Source organism: Brevibacillus reuszeri, assembly GCF_001187725.1.
In the GTDB taxonomy this organism is placed as follows: Bacteria; Bacillota; Bacilli; order Brevibacillales; family Brevibacillaceae; genus Brevibacillus; species Brevibacillus reuszeri.
Map to the genome: position 1 here is coordinate 254,864 of NZ_LGIQ01000011.1, position 13,977 is coordinate 268,840.

General features: G+C 48.4%; 16 protein-coding genes, 1 pseudogene and 1 riboswitch. Of the genes and pseudogenes, 4 read left to right on the top strand and 13 right to left on the bottom strand.

The window, feature by feature from the left end:
- Positions 1-254 precede the first annotated feature (254 nt).
- From ADS79_RS25975 to ADS79_RS25985, 3 genes are all read right to left on the bottom strand, one after another.
- Positions 255-1,016: an SDR family NAD(P)-dependent oxidoreductase gene (locus tag ADS79_RS25975; RefSeq protein ID WP_049741365.1), complete on the bottom strand. Its 762-nt coding sequence runs from the start codon at positions 1,014-1,016 to the stop codon at positions 255-257.
- Positions 1,017-1,299: 283 nt separating this feature from the next.
- Positions 1,300-2,310 (bottom strand): aminoglycoside phosphotransferase family protein, encoded by a 1,011-nt coding sequence (locus ADS79_RS25980; protein ID WP_049742136.1) that lies wholly within the window; start codon positions 2,308-2,310, stop codon positions 1,300-1,302.
- Positions 2,307-2,555, bottom strand: coding sequence for a hypothetical protein (locus ADS79_RS25985; protein WP_236700107.1), 249 nt, complete (start codon positions 2,553-2,555; stop codon positions 2,307-2,309). Before ADS79_RS25985 ends, ADS79_RS25980 begins: the two co-directional genes overlap by 4 nt.
- A 159-nt stretch (positions 2,556-2,714) precedes the next feature.
- Between ADS79_RS25985 and ADS79_RS25990 the strand changes: the two genes are divergently transcribed.
- Positions 2,715-3,167: a VOC family protein gene (locus ADS79_RS25990; protein WP_049741367.1), complete on the top strand. Its 453-nt coding sequence runs from the start codon at positions 2,715-2,717 to the stop codon at positions 3,165-3,167.
- A 361-nt stretch (positions 3,168-3,528) separates the two neighbouring features.
- Here the strand turns inward: ADS79_RS25990 and ADS79_RS25995 are convergent, their stop codons facing one another.
- Positions 3,529-4,173: a DUF998 domain-containing protein gene (locus ADS79_RS25995; protein ID WP_049741368.1), complete on the bottom strand. Its 645-nt coding sequence runs from the start codon at positions 4,171-4,173 to the stop codon at positions 3,529-3,531.
- Entirely contained in the window at positions 4,070-4,438 is a 369-nt protein-coding gene (locus ADS79_RS34640; RefSeq protein WP_084766080.1) for a sigma factor, read from the bottom strand. The genes ADS79_RS25995 and ADS79_RS34640 overlap by 104 nt, the downstream gene beginning before the upstream one ends.
- A 432-nt stretch (positions 4,439-4,870) precedes the next feature.
- On the opposite strand from ADS79_RS34640, the gene ADS79_RS26000 reads away from it, so the two are divergent.
- Entirely contained in the window at positions 4,871-5,647 is a 777-nt protein-coding gene (locus ADS79_RS26000) for a GNAT family N-acetyltransferase (protein ID WP_201783424.1), read from the top strand.
- Positions 5,648-5,771: 124 nt separating this feature from the next.
- Positions 5,772-6,260 carry a YfbM family protein gene (locus ADS79_RS26005; protein ID WP_049741369.1) on the top strand — a complete coding sequence of 163 codons (489 nt, stop codon included), beginning with the start codon at positions 5,772-5,774 and terminating at the stop codon, positions 6,258-6,260.
- Positions 6,261-6,517: 257 nt separating this feature from the next.
- Here ADS79_RS26005 and ADS79_RS26010 read toward each other — a convergent pair whose 3' ends face one another.
- The 8 genes and pseudogenes from ADS79_RS26010 to ADS79_RS26045 all read right to left on the bottom strand — a co-directional run bounded on the left by ADS79_RS26010 (position 6,518) and on the right by ADS79_RS26045 (position 13,514).
- Positions 6,518-7,129 carry a GDSL-type esterase/lipase family protein gene (locus ADS79_RS26010; RefSeq protein ID WP_049741370.1) on the bottom strand — a complete coding sequence of 204 codons (612 nt, stop codon included), beginning with the start codon at positions 7,127-7,129 and terminating at the stop codon, positions 6,518-6,520.
- Positions 7,130-7,171: 42 nt separating this feature from the next.
- Complete coding sequence (locus ADS79_RS26015; RefSeq protein WP_049741371.1) at positions 7,172-7,831, bottom strand: ABC transporter permease; 660 nt, start codon at positions 7,829-7,831, stop codon at positions 7,172-7,174.
- Positions 7,832-7,845: 14 nt separating this feature from the next.
- Positions 7,846-8,724, bottom strand: coding sequence for an osmoprotectant ABC transporter substrate-binding protein (locus ADS79_RS26020; protein WP_409362426.1), 879 nt, complete (start codon positions 8,722-8,724; stop codon positions 7,846-7,848).
- A gap of 40 nt (positions 8,725-8,764) precedes the next feature.
- Positions 8,765-9,415, bottom strand: a complete 651-nt coding sequence (locus ADS79_RS26025) for an ABC transporter permease (protein WP_049741373.1) — start codon at positions 9,413-9,415, stop codon at positions 8,765-8,767.
- Positions 9,416-9,499: 84 nt separating this feature from the next.
- Positions 9,500-10,225: pseudogene (locus tag ADS79_RS26030) on the bottom strand (ABC transporter ATP-binding protein); the annotation flags it as partial.
- A gap of 213 nt (positions 10,226-10,438) precedes the next feature.
- A riboswitch (cyclic di-AMP (ydaO/yuaA leader) is annotated at positions 10,439-10,572 on the bottom strand.
- 199 nt (positions 10,573-10,771) lie between these two features.
- Positions 10,772-11,665, bottom strand: coding sequence for an AEC family transporter (locus tag ADS79_RS26035; RefSeq protein ID WP_049741375.1), 894 nt, complete (start codon positions 11,663-11,665; stop codon positions 10,772-10,774).
- Between the two features lie 97 nt (positions 11,666-11,762).
- Positions 11,763-12,725 (bottom strand): carbohydrate kinase family protein, encoded by a 963-nt coding sequence (locus ADS79_RS26040; protein ID WP_049741376.1) that lies wholly within the window; start codon positions 12,723-12,725, stop codon positions 11,763-11,765.
- A 69-nt stretch (positions 12,726-12,794) separates the two neighbouring features.
- Entirely contained in the window at positions 12,795-13,514 is a 720-nt protein-coding gene (locus ADS79_RS26045) for a Crp/Fnr family transcriptional regulator (RefSeq protein WP_049741377.1), read from the bottom strand.
- Positions 13,515-13,630: 116 nt separating this feature from the next.
- Between ADS79_RS26045 and ADS79_RS26050 the strand changes: the two genes are divergently transcribed.
- Positions 13,631-13,972 carry a DoxX family protein gene (locus ADS79_RS26050; protein WP_049741378.1) on the top strand — a complete coding sequence of 114 codons (342 nt, stop codon included), beginning with the start codon at positions 13,631-13,633 and terminating at the stop codon, positions 13,970-13,972.
- Positions 13,973-13,977 lie beyond the last annotated feature (5 nt).

A 13,977-nucleotide genomic window follows, 5' to 3' on the forward strand; every position in this document is an offset into this window, starting at 1 on the left:
AGAAGCTGGAGCGTTTTCTCCTTTTTTCCTCACTATGCTACCGCCTCACCAACCAGAGTCTTTTAAAAACAAACTGAGAAGCTTTCTCCACCGATACAGATCCTTTTTCCCCAGTGTTTGCCATAAACCACGGACCTTATATGAACGATCACCTCGAAAAAGACCATCTGCATGCCAATAATCACATAGATCATAGACTGGCATCCCCACAAGTAGAAAAACCAGCACCACTCGTGTCATGATCCACTAGATGGTCAGACTGTTGGTCCCCCACTGACATAGATGATTTGACCAGATACATAGCTCGCTTCCTCACTCACCAAAAACGAGACGACATTCGCGATATCCTCCGGCTTTCCCGCCCTGCGCAAAGGAATCTGGGCAGCACTTTCTTTTTCAAATTCCTCGAAGCTGACACCGATCCGTCTCGCAGTCTCCTTGGTCATATCCGTGGCGATAAATCCCGGGGCTACTGCATTCACATTAATATTGAAAGGACCCAGCTCAATCGAAAGAGTCTTGGTAAAGCCTTGCAAGCCTGCCTTGGCTGCTGAATAATTCGCCTGACCACGACTCCCCAGAGCAGATATGCTGGAAAGATTCACGATTTTCCCATATCGCTGGGAAACCATATGTTTTTGGACACCGCGACTCATTAAAAAGCTGCCCTTTAAATGAATGTTCATCACTGTGTCCCAGTCATCCTCAGTCATTTTGAACAGCATATTATCTCGAATGACCCCTGCATTGTTCACCAAAATGTCCAGACGGCCAAAGTGATTCACAAGCGCTGTAACAGCATTTTCAACCTGAGTCGCATCCGCTACATCACATGCGAGGCCGATGGCTTCTCCTCCTGCTGCCTGAATCTCGGAAACCGTCTCCGCAGTAAACTCCTCTTTCAGATCAAGCACGCCGACCTTGGCTCCATCACTCGCCAGTCGTTTCGCTGTTGCCGCTCCAATCCCACGTCCTGCTCCTGTAACGATTGCTACCTTCCCTGCTAATTTGCTCATGTAAGCCTCCTTTTGATTTCGTCAGAAAATCCGGTTACGCCAACTTTGATAGAACATTCAGAAAAGACAGGTTACAATATAAAATCGTGCTGTCGTGATCCGTGGCTAACATCGGAAGAGGGGATTGCTGCGCCCGTTTAAAGCTTGTATCTTTCTAGTTTATATGAAATTCGTTTCGTTTTGAATGACTTTTCTCCCGTTGCTTCAACTCGTAGGCCAGGTTGGCAACCAAAATCGAACCTGTCGAGACAATCAGGCTTTCGTTGGGGGAAATGAGTCAACCCTATGCAGGACTAGTTTTCAATTCATAGATTTTTTGGAGAGTATGGACAAGCGTCGTCTTCTCGTCATCATCCTCTGTGTGGAGATATCCCTCCACAAGCCTGTACCCGAATACGAGAAGGATCATCTCATAGACGCAATGATCAGCGATAGGGGATACATCCACATACTCCGAAAAGCCTTTGTAATACGCCGGGACACATCGCTGGTAGTTTTCGACCATGTGATCGATATCCGCTTCATCTGCAATCAGACTTGCGAGATCCTCGCCTAGGTAGCCCCATCCGGATGTATCCCAGTCGATGAGCGCGATTTTCCCGTCGGCATAGATCAGGTTGGTCACCCAGAAGTCCCGGTGGCATAGCACGAGGGGCAATTTTTCGATGCGGGCGAGTATCCCGTCTGCGTGCTCATCGATTTCAATGAGCATTTGCCGCACGTGTTGCGGGAATTCGCAGTCCTCCGAGCGTATATAATCGTAAACGACCGGCCATGACCGGTAATGCAGATACGTATTCTTCATAAGATCCGCATGGCTCAGGTTGGTCAGGCTCTGCAGCACAGCGGGCTGCTCCGCATACAGCTTGCCTTGATAGCGTCCTAACTCCAGCGCTGCCTGTTCATACATGTCACCGGTCAAGTCTAAGCCGGTTACGCCATCGATATATTCCAGCCACAGCTGGAATTCATTTTCTTCGGCATTGATCTCGGCGTGATAACATGTCGGCCAGCGGAAGGCATCTGAGAACGTTGCTCCCAAGTCAGACGTATAGAGATCATATTCCCGGCGCCATGAACCCGGATCGCCGTAACGCTCCCATTTCTTCTGGATTTTCAGCACGATACGGTACGGTAACTTTTCGCCATCCGCGGTTTCGGCCCTCCCCGTTACCAGGTACACATTTCCCACAGTTCCGCCCTGTAACGGCATGGTTAGGAAGTCGGTCGAGATGATATCCTTCTTGAAGCGTCGGCCTAAGGCATAGATCAGCGTTTCGAATTTACTATTCAGTTCTTCCAACCTCCATTTTTCTTCGTTTGCTTGCTCCACATGGCAGTCGTTTTGTTTCTCGCCCTCTTGTCGATGAAGTAGCTCGTTTTATCCTGGACATACTTGTTCTCAAGCTGCTGGGCAACATAATGCTCCCACCGTTCACGCGATAACGAACCGTCGGCAAGCGCGGCCAGAACGGCACAGCCCGGCTCGGCCTGATGGCGGCAATCCGTAAATCTGCATGGAGGGAACCATTCCTCCACATCGGTAAACCAAATTTCACATTTTACTATACTGTGACTTATCTTTGTTATCATGAACTGTGATAAGACGTTAATCACTTGGAAGCAACTGGTAATACTTGATAAAATAAATATGAAGATGATCAGGTAATAAATTTGTACACATAAGGAGATAAAACTATGGCAGAAAACAAATTACTAAGAATGGACAATGTTGGCATCGTTGTAGAATCCCTTGATGAGGCAATCTCTTTCTTTGAGGAAATTGGCTTGAAACTCGAAGGGCGAGCTATTGTCGAAGGTGAATGGGCTGGTCGTGTAACCGGGCTGGGTTCACAGTCTGTAGAGATTGCTATGATGGTTACCCCAGATGGCCACAGCCGACTTGAACTTTCGCGATTTCTCACCCCCCCTACTATATCAGATCACCGAACTGCTCCTGTAAATGCCCTCGGTTATCTACGCGTCATGTTCACTGTTGAAGACATTGACGAAATGGTATCCAGACTCACTAAGTATGGTGCTCAGCTCGTTGGCGAAGTGGTTCAGTACGGGGACTCGTATCGGCTCTGCTACATTCGTGGAAATGAAGGACTTCTAATCGGTTTAGCGGAACAACTCGGTAAAAAATAAGTGACGTTTAAAAGAAAACGTAACCGAAATATACATTACTAGAGTAAAAACAGAAAAAGAAAAGCAGTGTGAAAGTATCTCGAAGAAGTCGGGTGCATCATATAAACACCGCATTCACGCTCCGCGTCTGGGCGACCCTCGGTCCCGGAAACAAGGAACGAGGAAGTAATTGCCGGGACACATCCTCACCGACTAAAATGGCCCTCCTCGGATTAGTCGTCCAGAGGAGGGCTTCACCACTCACTGCTTCTGTTCAGTCTTCTCATTTGCTCTTTGTGTTCATTCTCTCAAGTATCTGTGCATGCGAGTAACCAAACATGCCCACGCCTCCCTGATCCGTTTCATTCAGCATCAGTAATCATCAAATAAACTTATCTGACATTACATGATTTCGTTTTTGGAAGTTTTTCAAGCATTTCATGAGAACATACGCACCTACTCCAATTGGGGTAAATGCAGTAAATGCAAGAATTCGCTGGAGAAGTCCCGCTATCATTGATCTGTCCATTTCAATGATTCCGCTCATGATTGGCACCATAGCGACAAACAGGATTAAATTCGCAATAAGATAACCTTTCAGGAGTCGTGTATTGCTTCGTTTCCACAACACAAAAGCAAAAATAAACGGCACCAGGAACATACCAGCTGACAGAGCTCCTCCCCCGTGTCTCGGATCGGGAATGGGAAATATTCCGGACAGTAGGCTGCCAAGGCCATGTGAAACAACAACGATCATTGTGAGCCACGCCAACAATGGATTGGTGCCAAGACGGTACAACGCGAGCAAAAAACCAAAAGCCGCAAGTAGCGTCACAATCCCCAAAATGATAATCGCAGCATTAACAGGGTCTGGGTTAATCGCACGATTTGAACCGAGTTCACTTGCTGTGTGCTTCACAAAACTATAGCCGGGGTAATAGGGTGCAGCAACTATCGGAATGCCAAAATAAATGATCGGGACCGCTATTCCCATTCTGAGCAAAGCCGCAGTGACTTTTTCTTTCATTCCATCTTACCTCCTTCAACAATGTTTTCTCGCTTTTCATTTGTATCGCCTGTGGCGCATCGGAGCAAGGCCATGCGCGTTTAGATATCTGGCATAACCAAACAGAAATTTTACAATCACCACGGAAATTGTGAATGGTTTTCATCGCTTGGTAAAATGTTTCCTGTGTGAGTTCTTCGGACAAGTCGGTATTTTGCGTTAAGCTGAATAAATACTTATAAACCGTTTGAGCATCCATTTCATACAGATGCTCAATATTCTCCATTTTTTACACCTCCCACAACATAAGTACGAGAAAACATGATTTCGTTACATCGTGTTAATTTATCTTTTAATAACGGTGTATAAGGATCCTTTAAATGAAAAATAAGATTCAGAAGAGACGCGAGGGGCTGTAGGCTTGTCCTTGATAGAGCGTTATTTCTTTAACCATTCAGCACGAAATGAATCCGATCTATAATCCATTCAATGACTAACCAACCATCGACTAAACAGTTATTGGTAATCAGAGGCGTGCCGAGAAAATTAAGTTTTACACCGATTAATAAAGGAATAGACCGGATGATAAAGTTGTAGTAGGTTGGAAGCTTGCGTGAAGTTAACGGGCTGGTTAATTTCAATATATGATAATTTATAGACTGTGGTAAAAAGTTGAAATCCAGTTTACTAACAAAGATCGGCAAAGGAGCGCTGTGACATGAGCCAATTCGTGAGATCCGACATCCTGGCGGGCCTGGATGCGGAGCGCCGGGCGATGGGCACGCCGTCTTCCAGCGGTGACGTAGTCGTGGAGCATACCGAGGACGGATCGGAGTGCAGGATCGTGTTCGCCAGTTGTCCAACGGAGGAGATTGATGAACTGATCCGCCGGGAGCGGGACGCCGCTGTGGCCGGCGGCTATAGTCTGGAGTGGAAGTACTACGTCCACGACACGCCCGTAGACCTGCCCGAGCGGCTCGTCGCCGCCGGGTTCGAGGCCGACGACGAGGAGGAGGTGCTAGTTCTGCCGCTGGACGAGGCATCGCTGGCCACTTTCGGTGACGTCGATAGGTACGATATCAGGATCGTCCGGGACGAGCGCGACCTGGCCCACTACGCCGAGATGTCCCGCGAAATTGGGAGGCGAAACGTGGAGGAAGAGCGGCGCGCGCTGGCTCTGAAGTTAAAGGAGAGTCTGGACGAGATGAGCATCCACATCGCCTACGTGGACGGCGAGCCCGTCGCCTGTGGGCGAGTCTACTTCCGAACCGACGGGTCATACGCCGAACTGACCGGGGGCCGCACCAAGACCACACACCGGCGACAAGGCTATTTTACCGCGCTGGTCGCCTCCAGGTTGCAGGAAGCCCGTGACCGCGGTCGGACGCATGCTTTCGTCGACGCGCTGCCCACTTCCGCTCCGATCCTGCGCAAGCAAGGCTTCCAGTTCGTGACGCGGACGCAGCCGTTCGTGTTGAAGCAACCGCCGAAGTGAGTGGAGCTTTGTTGCGCTAACCTACGATAGCTCAATAATCCGCCTCTTCAACTCGGCAGTTTTCTTATCGTAAAGATCAACATCAGGTTGATAGGTTACTAAAAATGGAAAGTAGGATGACAACATGGCAATGCGTGGATATTACTTTGCTATGGATGACAACCTGGTGCAGCAAATCGCAGCAGGCGACATTGCATTGAAGAGTTTGAAAATAGACGATTATCCCGGACTGGACATTGATAGATCCTGGGAGGCGATTCACTACTTGCTTTGTGGAGATATTTCCGATGGAGAGCCCCCTCTTGGCTATGTTGTTCCGCTGACCTCAGACAAAGGCATCGATTTTGGATCATTCGGGGCGTTTTCCCTACGCGCCGAGCAAGTTGCGGAAGCGCTTCAGGCTATGTCTGAGCTGGATGAAGCGCAGCTCCGCTTGCGCTATGATTTCCCAGCCATGGTCAAGGACGAGGTATATCCTCTTGTGCCTGATACTATTTCAGACGAGGATGAGGACGAGTTCTTTGCCTACCTGCTTCAAAATTTTAACGAAATCCGGCGTTTCTATAGCCAAACTTTAGCCGAGGGCAAAGGTCTCATTTTCTATATTTTCTGATCCCAATCATTTGAATCATCGCAAGAGGCTGCGGGGTTTATGATTACGAACTTACATAACGACCATTAGGGCAGCAGTTAGAAGCATTTGATCAATCAGGGACCAATATAACAAAAAGTGCTAAACTGACGGGTACCGTTATTTGAATGAAAAAATGTATCTGCATGAGCCGCTACCCGCCTTTCAGAAAAGATTAGAACATAAAAGGACTGATCTCCCTACGATCAGTCCTTTCCTTTTGATATGAGCTCCATCTATCAGCTTGTAACCGCTGCTTGTTTCATCAGGCTCTCAGCTATTGCCTGGGCAATTCTCTTATGCCCTTTTTCATTGGGATGCAAGCCATCTGTACCCTCGTAAAAGCAGTGATCTACCTTTCCTTCCCCATCCAGGAAAAGGTCTTGCAGACTGACAAGCATCCAGCCATTAGATTGCGCCATCTTTTTAAGCTCGTGGGTATAGTGTGTGCCTGCTTCATGAAGCTTTTCATAGCCGCCAATCGGCTCCCATACGGTGCTTGGATCAATCATGGCAGGATTGAAGCCGGCACTCGATATCCCGATAATCGGTGTAATTTGATGATGCAGCGCCTGTTTGACCATCGCGTAGACATTCGCCAGCATGACGTTCGTCGGCACATTCCACCACATGTCGTTGCCTCCGCCCATGATCATGACATGTGACGGATTTTGCAAAATCACATCGGGATAAAAACGCCCGAGCATGCCCGTAGTCGTATCCCCAGAAATCCCTTTGTTGACGACCTCCAGCCCAAGCTCGGCTTGCAGCAGCGCAGGCCACGCCGCTACTTTCCTCACCCCAAAGCCCTCAGTCAGACTGTCTCCTATGCAAACAAGTTTTTTGACCATATGCTTCCTCCTTGTGTACACCTCGACGCTCGGCTCTCTGCTTTATTTTTGCGTTTTCACAGTGTGCATGCGATAGCCCGCCTTTTTTTCGATCAGTCCCAGCAGCAAATCGACGAGGATGACGAGTAGTGCCGCTGGAATTGCACCTGCCAATATTTTTTGGTCGTCGGTGGTGGAAATTCCACGCATGATCATCTCACCCAGTCCCCCCGCCCCGACAAAGGTAGCAATCGTGGCAGCGCCGATCGAGACCACCGAAGCGACACGAACACCAGCCAGAATGATCGGCAGGGCAAGCGGAAGCTTTACTTTGGTCAACAGCTGCACCGGGGTCATCCCCATCCCTGTTCCTGCCTCAACCAAATTCTTGTCCACATTTTCCAGTCCGGCATACGTATTTTGAATGATCGGCAAGAGAGCGTACAGCGCCAGAGCGACGATTGCCGTACTGTACCCCAAGCCCAAAAAGATCATGATAATGAGCAAGAGAGACAGGGAAGGGATTGTTTGAATGATATTGATGATCGTCTGAATGACTGTAGCGACTGTCCGGTTGCGCGTCATGAGTACGGCCAGCGGAATACCCACCAGTATGGCGATGACAATCGCGCTGACACTCATGTAAAGATGCTCTCCCGTCAGCTCCAGAATTTGCGTCCAATACTTTGCCATATAGCCGATTGTTCCAACAAACAGCTCCAAGGCCTCTCCCTCCTTTACTGCTTGATCAAGCCTTGCTCTACCAAAAACTTTTTGGCGATCTCTGCAGGATCAAGCTTTTCGATATCGGCTTGATAGTTTAACGCCGTCATGGTTGGCGTATCTATTTTTCCCGTCAATTTGTTGATAAGCTCTTCCAGCTGTGGATACTGCTTCAACGTATCATTGCGAACGACAGGAGAAGCACCATACGGTGGGAAAAAGTGCTTATCGTCTTCCAGCGTCACCAGGTTGTACTCTTTCAAGCGTGAGTCTGTGGAATAAGCGAGGACGATATCGACATCGCCTTTATCAACTGCCTTGTATACCAATCCGATATCCATTGGCGTCGTTTTGCCGAACTCAAAGCCATATTCTTTTTTGAATGCCGGATATCCGTCATTCGTTCTCTCCAGCCATGGTGCATCAGATGCCATGTTCATTTCCTTTGCATGTGCTGCCAGATCGGAAATTTTATGCAAATTGTACTTCTCGGCAACATCCTTGCGAACGGTAAAGATATACGTATTATCAAAGCCATAGGACGGGAACCACAGCTGATCAAACTTTTCAGCAACCCCGTTTTTAACTAGATCAAATGCTTCCTGCGGATCTTTGCTGAACTCTTTTAACCCTAGACTACTGGTAAGATCCGTCCCTACGTAGCGAATCGCAGAAATTTGGATGTCGTTGTTCTGCATCGCCTTGAGTACCACTGGCGTTCCTCCGAGGCCCCCGACCAGCTCAGTCTTGATGTCGGAATTCGCCTCGATCAGCTGCTTGAGCATTTGTGCAATGATTGTCTGCTCCGAAGTAGCCTGATGTCCGATTTTGACGACGTTTCCTCCTCCGCCGCAGCCTGCTACGAGTAATGCGGTGATCACTATCAATATCATGCTACTTATCCATCTATATCTCATTTCGTGTGTTTCCCCCTCAATTTGCCCGCTTGCTTCTCAAGCCTTTTGGCGTGCATAGTTTCTGAATTTTCTGTGTAATAAAATCAGCGATGGTTGCGAGCAAAGCAGTCGCGATCGCTCCAGTCAATAGCATGCTGTCATTTGCCACTCCGAGACCTGTAAAGACGAGATAGCCTAATCCGCCGCCGCCAATAACAGCAGCTAGAGTCGCCCAGCTAATCGTAAAAATCGTAGCCGTGCGAAATCCACCCATGATAATCGAAAGAGCCATAGGCAGCTCAACCTTGAACAAGATTTGCAGGCTCGTCATGCCCATTCCTCTCGCTGCTTCTTTTAGAGCTGGGTCCGCCTCTCGAATGCCTGTGAACGTGTTTCGCAGCATAGGCAGTAGAGAATAGAGGAACAAGGCAACTATGGCAGGAATGACCCCAATTCCGAGCAAGGGGATCATCAGTCCCAGGAGCGCCAGGCTAGGGATCGTCTGCAAAATGTTTACGAACCCAATCACGTATTTGTTCAGCTTTTCTGTTCGAGTCAACACAATGCCGAGTGGAACAGCAATCAAAAAGCCTGCGATGACAGCGATGAAAGAAATATAGGTATGCTCCCAAGTCAGGGACAAAATTTGCTCATGTCTTTCTGTTACGAATTGAAAGAAATCACTCATCGTCTCACCCCACTATTACGAAATACTCCATCGTGGCGGAAGCGTCGCTTTTTTGGAACCTTGCGCGGGCAGCTCCTGCACCTTGCGCAGACGCTTCACACCGATAAAATCGGCTACAAATTCATTGGCAGGCCGCTGGAGCAAACGGTTCGGTGTATCCAGCTGCACGACAGAGCCGTTATTCATGATGCAGATGCGATCCGCAATTTTGATCGCCTCATCCATGTCATGTGTCACAAACACGATCGTTTTTTTGATCGTTCGCTGCAGCCGGACAAGCTCATCCTGCAGCTGCTCTCTGCTGATCGGATCGAGTGCGCTGAACGGTTCATCCATCAAAATAATTGGCGGGTCGGCAGCCATGGCGCGTATAACACCTACACGCTGCTGCTGTCCTCCGCTCAGCTCGGCTGGATAACGATCCTTGAACACCTTTGGTTCTAGCCCTACCATGTCCAGCAGCTCATCTACCTTTTTCTCGTACTGCGCTTTTTCCATTTTCTTCAGCTTGGGCACCAAAGCAACGTTTTGCCCAATGGTCATATGGGGAAATAGCCCAATCTGCTGAATGACATACCCGATATTGCGGCGCAGCTCCACCGGATCGGCTTTGGAGATATCTGCCCCGTTAATGTCAATTCTCCCAGCAGAAGGCTCGATCAAGCGATTAATCATTTTCATCGTCGTAGTCTTTCCACAACCGCTGGGTCCGATCAGAACAAACAGTTCCCCTGCTTCGATTTGAAGATCCATTCCTTTGATAATGGACACATCCCCGATGCTCTTTGCCACGTTGTGAAAGGCAATCATTCGCAACACCTCTTCTTTTCTCGAAAGTGATTTATGAACAGAAAAAAGTCGACACACCGCTCGCGTCTGGAGGCCATCCGGGACGAAAGCAAATGAGTCGACTGATCTCGTACATACATATATAGATAAATAAGCTTGATTACATGCAAGCCTGGGCTCAGGAAAGAGCAACAGTCAAATCGCACGCAAAATAAGCGAGTGCAACGAAATGTATGCAATATCTGCTTTAGCCGACGAGGTTAGCTGACGGGTAGGATGGCAGGTAGCATCCCTTCTGTATGCACAGAATTAACCCCAAGAGTGGTTCCCCCGTTTCCGTTTGTCACGGAACTAGGCCCGATATGAAATTATTGCGATACAAATAGCTTATCATTTACTTAGCATAACAACAATTTTGAAAATTCGTGATATCAACCGTTCTTACGTGGTCAGAGCCAGTTAACCGTAATGACCGGTCCTATTCGTATGAATACTCCCATATCCTTCCGCATGCTAGCCAACTGGTTGCTAATAATCTCCATATTATGTTCCCTGGTCACACTCCCTTTAGTGCAAAAGGTTTAGCAAAAAAGTTAATGTCCCAACGCTCATTACTGTCGTTACGAGCACACTGCTGGAAACAAACTGTGGACGCATATTAAACTGAATCGCATAAATTGCGGTTGTCGCTGCAGAAGGCATCGCTGCCAAAATGATCAACACCTTCTGTAACAACGGATCAATCGGAAAGAACAAGCAAATGACGTAGGCTAAAATCGGTGAGGCAACCAAACGGATCACGCTTGCTGCGCTAAGCCCCTGCCACTCAAAGGTACGCGATGACACATTCGCCAGCTGCATTCCAAGAATGAGCATGATGACGGGAATAGCCGCCTGTGCTACGAGATCGATCGCCTGATAGTAGCTCTCCGGAATGACCACATTCAGTTGCTGGAGCAGAACCGCAAGCACGACAGCATAGTTGGACGGCTGCTTGAAAATCGCTTTGACTGCAGTTGCGACTCCGCCTCCACCTCTGGAAGCAAAATACACGCCGAAGACGCCCATGATGATCGAATGAAAAACCATAATCTGTACAGCATAGACAAAACCGGCATCGCCATAGGCAAAGAGGATAATTGGCGTCCCATAATTCCCGCTGTTCATAAAGGCCGTTGAAAGCATCAACGCGCTTTCCTGCTGCTTATCATAGTGAAAGAAGCGCGCAGTCAGCTGAGTGATGAGGATCAGCGCCCCCAAAAGCAGCATGGAAATGACGACGATGTAGAACAGCTGCAAGTCGAGCTGCGTTTTGTAAAAGGTACGGAAAACAAGAGCCGTGGTCAAAATATAGATCGCCAGTGTAGAAATCGGCTTGAGATCTAGCTTGAAGATGCGCTGTAAAATATAGCCGCTAAGAAAAATCAACAAAACAGGCAAAATGACTTCAAGAAAAATCATGATGAATACCTACTTCCCCCATCAAGTAACTTTCTTCATTAGTATAGCAGAGGTGCTTGGGAAAATGCGGAATTATCATACTATTTGTCCACTTATGTTATAGGCCAGCTTTTGTAAACCTCTCCACTTCCTCCAGCGATGGCATGGCCGGAATGGCTCCTGTCTTCGTGGTGGCAAGTGCACCGACAGCATTGGCAAAGCGGATCATTTGTTCCAGCTCTGTCTGTGTTCGTGTCGCTATGTCTTCTTTTACCTCCAGGATTTGATGCAGCATGCCACCGAAAAAAGCATCCCCCGCACCAGTCGTATCAACCGCATCAACCTTGAAGCCTTGGACAATTCCACAGTGATCGTGCGTGCGATAAAAACAGCCTTTTGCCCCGAGCGTCACCAGAATGAGCTGGTTTCCATACTCCTGCATCAACCAGTCTGTCGCTTCATTCACGTCACCAGTGGGCGCCAAAAAGACTACCTCTTCTTCAGACAGCTTGACGATATTTGCTTGACTGATCCCGGACAAAATGATTCTTTTCGCCTCATCTTCATCGTCCCACAGAGATGCTCGATAATTTGGATCAAACGAAACGAGGCGATGGTTGTTCTTCGCAATTTCCACTGCTTTTTTCGTTGCTGCTCTGGCGGGCTCATGCGTCAGCGAGAGGGAGCCAAAATGGAAAATGCGTGCCTGTCCAATGAGCTCCTCATCGATGTCTGTCTCCCGCAGCAGCGTATCGGCTCCTGGATTGCGATAGAAATGAAAGGAACGATCCGCGTGTTCATTAATATGTACAAAGGCTAGCGTTGTCGGGGCTTCGCTTGTCATGATCAGTCCCGTCGTCCCGATGTTCAAGTCGAGCAAGGTCTGCTTCAAAAACTGGCCAAAAGCATCGTTGCCCACCGCCCCGACAAACGAGGTCCTTTTGCCTAAACGAGACAGTGCAGTCAGTACATTCGCCGGTGCACCTCCGGGGTTTTGCTCAAAAGCAAGCTTTCCTTTCTCCGCGTGTGACGTAGGGGTAAAGTCTATTAATAGCTCCCCGCAAGCAACGACATCCAGCATACCGTTCTCTCCCTTTTCTATTGGATGCTTTGACAATTGGCATCGATTTTTCCTCACCGCTACTGAAAACTACCTGCATGCATCCCATGCCATTTTCAAACGTTCGGGATGAACACGTAGCGGTTTGCGCTGACCTTCTTTACTGACGATACCCTCTGCTGCAAGCTCAGTTAACTGCTCGGTGACTGTCTCGCGGATGCTCCCCATCATGCTCGCCAGCTCCTGATGAGTCAGTTTCACCTCCAGCTCAATCCATTTCCGGTCTGTATCCTCATTTTCTCCCATTGAGAAGCCTGATCCGAACTTTTCCGAGAGCTTGTGCAGCAAATAGAGCAATCTTTTTCGCACGCTCCCGTATGCCATATGCTCCATCATCTCTTCTACCTCTTTCAGGCGTGTCGAGATAATCTCGATAAAATGCAGTGCCAGCTCCGGTTTTTCCCGCATCAGCTGTTCAAACTGCGGCTTGTTTATGGTACAGATGACGCAGTCCTCCCACGCCTCAGCGTACATGTTTTCGGAGCTGATGGTGAAGGAGCCAATTTCCCCAAAAATATGACCGACACGCAACAAGTCTACAGTCAGTTCTTTTCCGCCCTCTGACAGCTTATATAGACGGACCATTCCCGACTTGACCAAATACAAGAGCTTCCCGCCATGCTGGGGGGAAGCAATGATGGTTCCTTTTTTGATTGTGTTCATCGGTGCAATCGGTTCGATCTGCATGAGCTCCTCTGTGCTCAGCTTTTGAAACAAATCGATCCGCGATAAAAACTTGCTTTTGTCCACCCAAGTGCTCCTTCCTCTCCCAGTGTAGTCTGCCCTACATATTTGGCATGCTTTGTTCCATTATACTATGTCTGGAATGCAGAACGATGGGCTTTCTATCGAGAGGAGTGTAGTGAATGAGTGTACTTACAGCCATTCTGCCAATCGTATTATTTGGCATGTTTACCTTTTCAGCGATCTTGAAATTTTCCCGCAGCAAATCGATGGTCCAGCACTGGAACGAGTATCGGTATCCTCTCTGGTTTATGGATATCATCGCTTCCCTGGAACTGCTCGGGGCTATCGGAATGCTCGCTGCCTTTTGGGTTCCAGTTCTTATGAAGTATGTCGCAGTCTTATTTGTCGTCCTGATGCTCGGTGCGATTCATGCCCATCTATTCCGAGCGAGGCACAAGCCGATTATGGCGCTCAACGCTTTCTTCATGCTTGTCTTCGCTGCTGTGCTCCTGCTCGTCTAGGTCCG